The organism is Youngimonas ophiurae (nom. illeg.), from assembly GCF_049803795.1.
Classification (GTDB): Bacteria; Pseudomonadota; Alphaproteobacteria; order Rhodobacterales; family Rhodobacteraceae; genus Thalassobius.
Genome location: NZ_JBNAGJ010000006.1, coordinates 172,309 through 179,495 on the forward strand (window position 1 = coordinate 172,309; position 7,187 = coordinate 179,495).

Annotated in this window: 7 protein-coding genes; all 7 read right to left on the reverse strand. The window is 60.9% G+C overall.

The genetic code is table 11. The features are described 5' to 3' along the window. Window positions 1-15 precede the first annotated feature (15 nt). Window positions 16-990 (reverse strand): lipoyl synthase, encoded by a 975-nt coding sequence (gene lipA, locus ACP15O_RS14305; protein ID WP_425096797.1) that lies wholly within the window; start codon window positions 988-990, stop codon window positions 16-18. Further along, the gene (locus tag ACP15O_RS14310) at window positions 987-1,328 is read right to left on the reverse strand and encodes a carboxymuconolactone decarboxylase family protein (protein WP_425096798.1); all 342 of its coding nucleotides are present in this window, start codon (window positions 1,326-1,328) and stop codon (window positions 987-989) included. The genes lipA and ACP15O_RS14310 overlap by 4 nt, the downstream gene beginning before the upstream one ends. Before the next feature lie 203 nt (window positions 1,329-1,531). Further along, a complete protein-coding gene (locus ACP15O_RS14315; RefSeq protein ID WP_425096799.1) occupies window positions 1,532-3,040 on the reverse strand; it encodes a tripartite tricarboxylate transporter permease in 1,509 nt (502 codons plus the stop codon). Further along, window positions 3,037-3,612, reverse strand: coding sequence for a tripartite tricarboxylate transporter TctB family protein (locus ACP15O_RS14320; protein WP_425096800.1), 576 nt, complete (start codon window positions 3,610-3,612; stop codon window positions 3,037-3,039). The genes ACP15O_RS14315 and ACP15O_RS14320 overlap by 4 nt, the downstream gene beginning before the upstream one ends. Before the next feature lie 89 nt (window positions 3,613-3,701). Beyond that, complete coding sequence (locus ACP15O_RS14325) at window positions 3,702-4,700, reverse strand: Bug family tripartite tricarboxylate transporter substrate binding protein (protein WP_425096801.1); 999 nt, start codon at window positions 4,698-4,700, stop codon at window positions 3,702-3,704. A gap of 69 nt (window positions 4,701-4,769) precedes the next feature. After that, window positions 4,770-5,600 carry a shikimate dehydrogenase family protein gene (locus ACP15O_RS14330; protein ID WP_425096802.1) on the reverse strand — a complete coding sequence of 277 codons (831 nt, stop codon included), beginning with the start codon at window positions 5,598-5,600 and terminating at the stop codon, window positions 4,770-4,772. Beyond that, a partial coding sequence (locus tag ACP15O_RS14335; protein WP_425096803.1) for an FAD-binding protein occupies window positions 5,575-7,187 on the reverse strand: 1,613 nt, incomplete at its 5' end. The genes ACP15O_RS14335 and ACP15O_RS14330, both read right to left, overlap by 26 nt.

A 7,187-nucleotide genomic window follows, 5' to 3' on the forward strand; every position in this document is an offset into this window, starting at 1 on the left:
CGGCCAGCCTTCTGATTATCGCGTGGTTTCCTCTTTTTGTCCAAGTTGAGCATAAGTCGCAGATCGCGCCTGTTGCAGCCGCTGAAAATCGGCATCCGCATGATAGCTTGACCGTGTCAGCGGAGAAGCCGAGACAAGCGCGAACCCCTTGCCCAGGGCGGCTGTCTTGTAGGCTGCGAATTCCTCGGGCGTGATGTAGCTGGCCACGGGGTGATGTTTCGGCGTCGGTTGCAGATACTGGCCGATGGTCAGAAAATCGACGCCTGCCGCGCGCAGGTCATCCATCACCTGATATACGGACTGGCGGTTTTCGCCCAAGCCGACCATCAGCCCGGATTTGGTAAAAATCGACGGATCGCGCTGCCGGACCCGATCCAACAGCCGCAGCGAGTGATAATAGCGCGCACCGGGCCGAACCTGCGGATAAAGCCCCGGCACGGTTTCAAGGTTGTGATTGAACACATCCGGGCGCGCATCCACCACGTCATCAATCACCGCCGGATCGCACCTGAGAAAGTCCGGCGTCAGGATTTCGATTGTGGTGTCCGGGGTGGAATGGCGGATCGCGCGGATTGTCTGTACGAAATGCGCGGCACCGCCGTCTGCCAGATCGTCGCGGTCAACCGAGGTGACCACCACATGCCGCAGCCCCAGGCTGGCCACTGCCTTGGCCACCCGGCCTGGCTCGTACGGGTCCAATGCCCGAGGCCGTCCGGTGGCCACATTGCAAAAGGTGCAACCGCGAGTGCAGGTGTCGCCCATGATCATCATGGTTGCGTGGCCCTGCGCCCAGCATTCACCCAGGTTGGGGCAGCTGGCCTCTTGGCAGACGGTGGTCAGCCCGGCGTCGCGGATCAGCGCATTTGTCTGGGCAATCCCAGCGCCCGTTGGCACCCGGACGCGTATCCAGTCTGGCTTGGCCGGGCCGGGGGCGGATTTGCGATGCGCTTTTTCCGGGTGTCGCAAGGCGGCGTCCCGAGATATCATCATTCTGTCAGCGCATCCAGGGCCGCCAGTGCCCGGCTGCCATAGACGACGGACGGGCCGCCGCCCATCTCGATCGCAACCGAGATCGTCTCGATCGTCTCTTCCCGCGTTGCGCCGTGTTGCAGCGCGGCGCGCAAATGAAACACGATGCAGTCCTCGCACCGGATTGCGATGGAAATCGACAACGCCATCAGCTCTTTGACTTTGCCGGACAGAGCCTTGTCGCCGGACACGGCGCTGACCAGTTGGCTATAAGGTTTCATCGCTGCGGGGGCCGCTTTGAACAGGGCACCCACGCGCGCGTCTACATCGGCGCATTCCGCGCGGTAGTCTTTGGTCATCTTTATTCCTCCCGTTGGAGCCCTGGACGCGTGGATGCACTGCACGCGTTCCGGGCTTCTGCGGGTACTATGATTGCTGTGCACCGCTTGTGGTACAGCCGATCAGAGCGCCGCATTTCGGGGATGGAGAACTGTCTCATCTGCTGGAAAATGAGACAGCGCCAGAAGACGCCAGGGCCGAAACCATCGCGTCCGGGGCGGGGTTATTGGGGCGCGTGTCTCTTTTTGCGGATGCGGGCTTTGGACCATAGCGGGGTTTGGCTGAGGAAAATGGCGATAACCGCCAGAAAGAGAACGGTGGACAGCGGGCTGGAGAAGAGGCCGGCAAAGAAACGGCCAAGGTCTTCGCGCTCTGAGATGATCGCGCGGCGCCAGTTATCGTCCAGCAGGCGCGACAGGATGACGCCCAGGATTACAGGCCCCAGCGGATAGCCGTAATGGCGCATGAAATATCCAAACAGACCAAAGGCGAGCATCCAGTACACATCCGTAACCGCATTGTTCACCGCATAGGCGCCCACAATCGACAGCAGCATGATCAGCGGAATCAGCACCGAGCGCGGCATTTCGACAATCTTTGTGAACAAGCGGATCCCAGTCAGGCCGAATATCAGCATGAACACGTTCGCAACCACAAGACAGCCGACGATGAACCAGAACATGTCGGGCTGATCGACCATCAGCATCGGGCCTGGGTTAAGCCCGTGAATGAACAGCGCGCCGATCATGATCGCGGTGACTGCATCGCCCGGAATGCCCAGTGTCATCATCGGAATAAACGCCCCGCCCACGACTGCGTTATTGGCGGTCTCGGGGGCCACGAGCCCCTCCATCGCGCCCTCGCCAAAGGGGCGGCTGGGATGTTTGGTAACGCGTTTTGCATGGTCATAGGCCATAAGCGCGGCGATGTCGCCTCCTGTGCCGGGCAGCGCGCCGATGATCACTCCGATGGATGACGTTTGCAGGCTCAGTGGCAGGTGTTTGCGGACGGTGGTAAGCGAAGGCACGATGCGGCGGATTTTCTGACGCACGGCATCTTTATCGACATGATGCAGCTGCAACAGCGCCTCTGAGACGCCGAACATCCCGATCATCACCGCGATGAAGGAAATCCCGCCCTCAAGCAGCTGGATGTCAAAGGTGAAACGCTCGGCAAAGGTCAGCGGGTCGCGCCCTACGGCCCCAATTGCCAGCCCGAGCGCTCCGGCGAAGATGCCCTTGAGCAGCGATCCCTGACTGAGCGAGCCCACCAGCAGAATACCGAGAACCGCAAGCAGCATGTAGTCTCGTGGTTGAAATCCAAGTGCGAAATCCGAGACCAGAGGCGCCGCCAGCGCCAGCACGCCAATGCCGACGAACCCGCCGATGAAGGACATGACGGTGGTCACTCCGATGGCTGTGCCCGCCTCGCCGCGTTGGGCCAGCGGATAGCCGTCCAGCGCGGTGGCAATGGCCGAGGGCGCACCGGGGATATTCAACAAAATCGCCGTGCGCGACCCGCCATAAACGCCCCCCATGTAAATCCCGATCATCAGTGAAATCGCCGGATAGACGTCCCATGAAAAGGTAAAAGAGATCAGGATCGATACGGCCATCGTAACCGACAAACCGGGAATAGCCCCCACATAGACGCCGGCGAATGTGCCCAGCCCGACCAGCAAAAGCAGCTGCGGTTGCAGAAAAACGGTAAGGAAATCCATCAAGATGCTCATGCCGGCCCTCCCCAAGCGAGACTGCGGAAAAACTGGATCAGTTCGGCTTCGGGGACGATGCCAGCGGGCATCAATACGCTGAACACAATGCGGAAAATCAGCCAGATCACGGCAAGGCTGCCCAGCGACACGCTGAGTGTCCAGGGCCAGCTCCGTTTCGCCAGGATCTTGATCGCGGCAATCAGGAACAGGGCCGAGGCCGGCAAGAACCCAAGCGGGCGCAGCACAATCCCGTAAGCCACAAGAAAGAGCGCAAAGATCAGCACGACCGGCGGCAGGATGTCCCGCGCAATGGTCTCGGCCCGGTCAAGCGGCAGGCGCAGGGTTTTCACCAGGATCAGGGCGGCGCACACCAGCATCACGGCGGTCGTTGCCAGCGGTATCGAGCGCGGCGATGACAGCCCGTTCGAACCGAAAGGATTGTCGATCCCGTAGGCATTCCAGACGAGAACCACGCTGCCCCCCAGCAAAACCGCTGCGAATGCGGCCTCGCCCGGACGCCGCTTGTCTAATTCGCCCCCAGGCGTCGCATCCGACGTGCCGTCATGATGTTCCGGGTCTATATGTTTCATCGCGCCCTCCGCTGAGCCCGCATCTTGGGGAAAAAGCCGCCAGAGCGCACCCGCGCCTGGCGACCATGTTTTCACAAAACAGAGGCAGCCTATTCGCCCGGACGTGCGATGCCGAACTCTTCGGGTGATTTCTTCGCGAACCCGGCATCATGCACCAGCCAGCTTGACACTGACCGATAGTTGGTCAGGAACTGGACAGCTTCGGCACCGCCGATATTGGAGATCGAGAAACCACGGCCTTCCATCAGCGCGACGAACTCGGGGTTCTGCGCCCCTGTTTCGAAAGCCGCCGAAAGTTTGGCCACGACGTTATCGGGCGTTCCAGCGGGCGCGAACACTCCGAAGAACGGCCCCCACGGCAGATAGTTCGAAAAACCGGGATAGGCCTGGGTAATCGGAGGCACGCCGGGAACCAGATCGTTCTCGACGACATCCACAAGGCCGATCACCTTCATACGGCCCGCGCGCACACCTTCAAAAGCCGCGCCAAGTGCAACGGGCATCACGTCGATTGCACCGCCCTGTAGCGCGGTCAGCGCGGGGCCATCGCCATCATAGGGGACACGGGTAAGATCTAGCTTGACCTGGCTGGTCAGCATCGCCAGCACGATCGAGGTCAGCCCTCCGGGCCCGGTCGAGCCGACGCGCACATCGCCGGGATTGGCCTCGGCAAAGGCGACGAATTCCTCCATTGTGTTGTAAGGTGCGTTTGCTCCGGCAACGAAGACGGGCACGCCGCGCGCCAGAACACGTACGGGCACCATGTCGTTATAGTCGGTTTCGCCCAGACCCAGCACCTTGTACATTTGCGGGTTTTCCGCCCCCATCAGCAGGGTATAGCCGTCGGCATCCGATCCGGCCACGTGATTGAGCGCAATCGCCCCCACGGCGCCGGTCATGTTTTGCAAGACGATCTTGCTGCCCAGGGCGGTTTCGGCGTGCGGAGTAACCGAGCGCATCACGGTGTCGGTTGACCCGCCGGCCCCCCATTGAATGATGCCCTGAATTTCCTTTTCGGGAAATTCGGCAAAGGCCTGCGTGGCCGCGCCGGTGGCGATAAGCGCCAGTGCGCTAAGTGCTTTCTTCATGTTTTTCCTCCCAATTTTAAGATTTCGGAGTTTCCTCCGGTTCTGTGAAGCGGATCGCCGCTTCGGGTTTCACTGTGCGGGCAAGCCCTCACCCAGCAAAAAATCGACCAGCCTTTCGGCCTCGGCATCGAACATTCCCGCCCCGGTCATGGTGTCGCATCCCAGATTGCGCGCAGCCCGAAGCATCGGCGTCACGGCCGGTTTGGTAATCGAGTCCGCGACGAACTGGTTTGCATTCATTTTTGCTGGATCGGCTGGAAAGGGATCGTTTTCGCGCATTCCGCATGGCGTTACATTCGCCACAAAATCGACCCCCGTCGGATCGTCGCTGCCGACCCCCACCCTGCCTGGAAATTGCGTTTCAAGCGCGGCAATCGTTGTGTCGCGGCGGGTGGTGTTCAGCTCGGCGATTTTCAGATGTGCCGCACCGCGCGCGAGGATCTCATAGGCGACGGCGCTGCCCGCCCCGCCGACACCGATTAGCAGGGCCCGTTTGCCGGCAATGTCAAAACCCAGCGCCCGAACCCCATCCATATAGCCAATACCATCGACGTTATCGGCGATGTAGCGCCCCTGGGCATCCTTGTGGATCACGTTGATCGACCCGGCGAATTTCGCCCGCTCAGAGACCACATCGCAGGCCGCCAGAGCGTCGATTTTGTGCGGCAGCGTCACGACAATCCCGCCGACGTTCTCTATTTTGCGCAGCGTGTCCAGCACCGGCCGGATGTTTTCCGGCAGCACGTTCAGCGGGGGCACGATGGCATTGATGCCGCGGCGCTCGAAGATCTGGGTCAGAAATCGGGGCGAACGGACCTGTGCGATTGGATGCCCGATGATGGGATAGAGTTTGGTTTCACCGCTAAGCTGCACGTTATTTTCCTTTTTTATCTTTTGCACGGGCCGCCGCGTGACGCGCTGCAATGGCACCGAATACCAGGCCGGGCCCCAAGGTGATGCCCGGTCCGGGATAGGTGCCGCCCATGATCGAATGAAGATCGTTGCCCGCCGCGTAGACGCCCGTGATAACTGTGCCGTCGGCACGCAGAAGCTCGGCGTTGGGTGTTGCGGCAAAACCTTTTGCCGTGCCGATGTCCGCAGGCTGCAACTTGACGGCATAATAGGGTGCCTGACAGAGCACCCCAAGCGTCGGGTTCGGCGCGACTGTCGCGTCGCCATTGTGACGCTGATACGGAGACTCGCCTCGCCCAAATCTGTCGTCACGGCCCGCGTCTGCGGCCTGGTTGATGTCATCAATGCTGGCGGTCAGGGTGGTTTCATCAGTGCCGGTTTTGGCGGCCAGCTCAGCAATCGAGCGCGCTTCGATCAGGTAGCCGTCCTTGAGATAAGGGCGCAGATCGTCGCCGCCCGGACGTACCATGCCCAGCCCGTATTTCGCGATCCCCTTGGCATCCATGATGATCCACGCGTGCTGTGTGGCCGCGCCGCCTTGCAGCATCGCTTTGCCGAAGGCGTGATACGATCGGGTTTCGTTGACGAAACGCGCACCATGGCGGTCAACGCAGACCGATCCGGGCTTTGAACGATCCAGCACAAAATGCGGAAAGACCGCGCGACTGCCATCGGGACGCGTGCGAATTGAACACGGTGCCCAGAATGCGTTCTGGTCGTTACCCTGGCCGTAAACCGCACCCAGCGTTTCGGCCAGGTCGTGCATTCTGGCCGTGTGGCCCGGCGCAGAGGGACTGTCAGAGGGCAAGGTCTCTGGCAGATATTTCCTGCGGCGTTCAGCCGAGCGCCCAAACCCGCCTGACGCCAGAATGACTCCGCCGCTGGCGCGCACGGTTTTTCGGGCGTCTCTGCTGACAAGAGCCAGATGCGCGTCCCCTGCCCCGTCCAGATCCATGCCCGTCGCTGAGGTCTCTAACACGATTTCGACGCCAAGATCATTCGCCGAGGCCAGCAGCCGCCCGATAAGGGCCGCGCCCATGACAAGTCGTGTGTGACGACCATAAAGCGCCTTGTCGCAGGCGTAGCGCAAAACGATCTTTGCAACATGCGCAAACGATCCGACGGATTTGTAGCGGTTCAGCAAATGACCGATGTCGATGCGATCAATATTCATGCCGCCCAGAACGGTAAATTCGGGGATCGGGGCACGGATCACATTGCGCAGCCTGCCCATCGCGCGCGTATCGAAGGGGACGGGCTCGATCGCGCGGCCATTGAGCGTCGGATGCGGGTGATCCCATTCATAATCGGGATGTTTTGGATATGGGCGGAACGCAACCTGGGTCCTTTCTGACAGGGTTGAGATCACCTCAGGAGCGGCATCGAGAAATGTTTCCCGTAAGGCTGTATCGCCATGGCGGCCGACGGCGCTGTCAAGGAATTCAGAAACGGCCGCGCGGGTGTCTTGTGTATTGACGGTCTTGCCAATCGCAGTTCCGGGGGCCCAGACCGTCCCGCCTGACAGCGCTGACGTGCCGCCGACATATGCGGTTCGCTCTACCAGCAAGACTTTCG

Excerpts from the sequence above, each read along its gene's own strand:
- ACP15O_RS14315 (WP_425096799.1), bottom strand. The coding sequence starts at position 3,040 with ATGAGCATCTTGATGGATTTCCTTACCGTTTTTCTGCAACCGCAGCTG.
- ACP15O_RS14325 (WP_425096801.1), bottom strand. The coding sequence starts at position 4,700 with ATGAAGAAAGCACTTAGCGCACTGGCGCTTATCGCCACCGGCGCGGCC.
- lipA (WP_425096797.1), bottom strand. The coding sequence starts at position 990 with ATGATGATATCTCGGGACGCCGCCTTGCGACACCCGGAAAAAGCGCAT.
- ACP15O_RS14310 (WP_425096798.1), bottom strand. The coding sequence starts at position 1,328 with ATGACCAAAGACTACCGCGCGGAATGCGCCGATGTAGACGCGCGCGTG.
- ACP15O_RS14320 (WP_425096800.1), bottom strand. The coding sequence starts at position 3,612 with ATGAAACATATAGACCCGGAACATCATGACGGCACGTCGGATGCGACG.